Below are 1,739 nucleotides of genomic sequence, written 5' to 3' on the forward strand. Positions count from 1 at the left end.
CGTGTTCCAGGGTCATGACATGGCCTTTCCGGTGCCGCGGGCTGCGCGGCCGATGACGAGGAGCAGAAGGAAGCAGAAGGCGAGTGCGAGCAGGGTGAACATGGATGCCGCATACGCGTCGATCTTGTTCACCACGACCAGCGCGGTCTGAAGCACCTGGCGGTTGAGCAGTGACGCGATCGTGAACTCACCGAGCACGACCGCGACCGAGATGAGCGAGGCGGCCAACAGCCCCTGGCGCATGTTCGGCACGAGGACCTGCAGCACGACCGAAGGCCAGCCGGCGCCGAGCGAGCGGGCCGCTTCGGCGAGCGTGCGCAGGTCGGCGGCATCGATGGATGCCTGGATCGATCGGTAGGCGAACGGCAGCACGATGATCCCGTACGCGAACGCGAGCGTCCACGCACCGGTGCCGAGCGTGCGACCGATCTGCAGGTAGATCGGCGCGAGCCCGACGACGAGCACGATCGCCGGAATCGAGATCGGCAGCAGTACGACGAACTCGAACGCCGGCCGCAGGCGCGGGAACCGCAGATTGACGAAGATCATGGTCGGCGCCAGTACGAACAGCACGATGGCGACCGTGACCACGGCGAGCACCAGCGAGTTCCCGAGTCCGGTCCAGACCGGACTGTAGACCTGCGCCTGCGACGGGTCGAACAGCTCCGCCCACTGGGCGAAGCTGAAGCCGCCTTCGCCGTCACGCAGGGTGTAGACGAGCGTGGACAGCAGCGGGATCGCGAAGAACGCACCGACGAGCAGGCCGATGATCCATCGGGTCGCGGTGGAGGGGCCGGTCGGCCTCATGCCTGCCACCTCGCCGCTCGACGTTGAACCAGGGAATAGAGGGCCATGACGACTCCGACGACGATGATCATGCCGAGGGCGAGCGCACCGGCGAGGTTCTCCCGACCCAGCACCGTCTCGCTGGTGAGCGAGGTGCGAATCTGCAGTGGCACGATCTGCGAGCCCTGACTGGCGAGGGCTGCGGCCGTCGCGTAAGACGAGAACGAGTTGGCGAACAGCAGCAGTGTGCTGGCGAGGAACGACGGGGCGAGGACGGGGATGCCGATACGCGTCCAGAAGGTGGTGCGGGTGCCCCCGAGGGTGAGGTTGGCTTCTGCCCACTGAGACTTCAGCGCGGCGAGAGCGGGCATGAAGGTGATCACCATCAGTGGGATCTGGAAGTAGATGTAGGGCAGGATGAGGCCCGGCAGCTCGTAGAGCCACGTCCCGTTCGCATAGATATCGATCCCGAGGCTCTCGTCGAGGAAGACCTTCAGCACCCCCTGGATGCCGATCGTCGCGATGAACGCGAACGCGAGCATGACACCGCCGAACTGTGCGAGCATACCGGCTGCGGCATCCACCGTGGTGCGGACGGTACCCTCCACCGGCAGGCCGAGGAGCGCATAGCAGACCAATGCGCCGACGATCGCTCCGACGACGGCGGTCAGGACGGAGAGCCAGGCGGAGTTCGCGAAGGTGGTCACAACGACCGGGTCGCCGAGGGCGGCGACGTTGTGCCAGGTGAACGCGCCCTCCTTGCTGAAGAACCCCGACGCGACAGCCAGGAAGGTCGGCACGGCGAGGAACAGCAGGACGTAGGCGGCGAAGGGGACGAGCCCGAGCCACGCCCATGATGACGCGGACCGCCGGGCCGGCGCCCGGGGCGGGGGCCCCGCGGGGGGGGGGGGGGGGGGGGGCCCGGCCAACCCCCCCCCGCGGCGGGCCGGGGC

2 protein-coding genes are annotated in these 1,739 nt (G+C 68.0%); both read right to left on the minus strand.

What is annotated here, in order from left to right; translation table 11 throughout:
• Positions 1 to 12: 12 nt before the first annotated feature.
• Positions 13 to 807 (minus strand): ABC transporter permease subunit, encoded by a 795-nt coding sequence (locus tag RIN18_RS12565; RefSeq protein ID WP_309104320.1) that lies wholly within the window; start codon positions 805 to 807, stop codon positions 13 to 15.
• Entirely contained in the window at positions 804 to 1,715 is a 912-nt protein-coding gene (locus RIN18_RS12570; RefSeq protein ID WP_375163531.1) for an ABC transporter permease, read from the minus strand. Before RIN18_RS12570 ends, RIN18_RS12565 begins: the two co-directional genes overlap by 4 nt.
• Positions 1,716 to 1,739: the final 24 nt, after the last annotated feature.

Origin of the sequence: Microbacterium sp. (assembly GCF_031179285.1) — a bacterium.
Lineage (GTDB): Bacteria > Actinomycetota > Actinomycetes > Actinomycetales > Microbacteriaceae > Microbacterium.